The following is a 703-nucleotide window of genomic DNA, read 5'->3' on the forward strand; positions in this document are numbered from 1 at the left end:
CGCCTCGCCGGCGGCCACCGCGTTCTCGCCCTCGACGTAGGCACCGACATCGCTGTCGGCACTGCCGCTGGCCTTGAAGTACTTCGCGGTTATCTGCCCTTCCTCGGCAACGGCGGCCACGTCGTCCAGCTGTGCCTTGTTCACCGCGTCGGTGTCCTCGGTGCCGGCGGCCACGTTGGTGATCTGGCGTTCGTTACCCACATCGCCCACCGACACCGTGTTGTCACGGCCCGCCACCGATCCGGCACCCAGCGCCACCGAGTTCTCGGCGCCCGCCTGCGCACCCGCACCCACGGCGGTGCTGCGCTGGTCGAAGGCCCAGGCATTGGCACCCACCGCGGTGGCGTCATCGCCGAAGGCCCAGCTGCCGCTGCCGATCGCCACCGCGTTGGCCGCACCGATGCCGAACAGGCCGAAGCCGGTCTCGGCACCATCACCGATCGCCAGGCTGCCTTCACCCAGTGCCGAGGCATTGCGGCCCACGGCCACGTTGCCGTCCTCGTAGGCCGCCGCATTGAAGCCCACCGCGGTCGTGCCCGCACCTTCGGCATAGCTCTGCGAACCGGTCGCGGTGCTGTAGTCACCCAGGGCGTTGGCAACCGCGCCATTGGCGGTGGACTGGTCGCCACGTGCCAACGCGCCCACGCCGCTCGCCGTGGCGGCGAAGCCTTCGGCATTGGCGCTGGCACCCAGCGCGGTGCCA

At 70.7% G+C, this 703-nt stretch carries 1 protein-coding gene; it reads right to left on the reverse strand.

Annotated features, from left to right (window positions below; all coding sequences use genetic code 11):
- Positions 1-703: YadA family autotransporter adhesin (locus AC06FE_RS19560; RefSeq protein WP_478073997.1), on the reverse strand; the 703-nt coding region annotated here is incomplete at both ends.

The organism is Stenotrophomonas sp. Steno-C18, assembly GCF_056393195.1.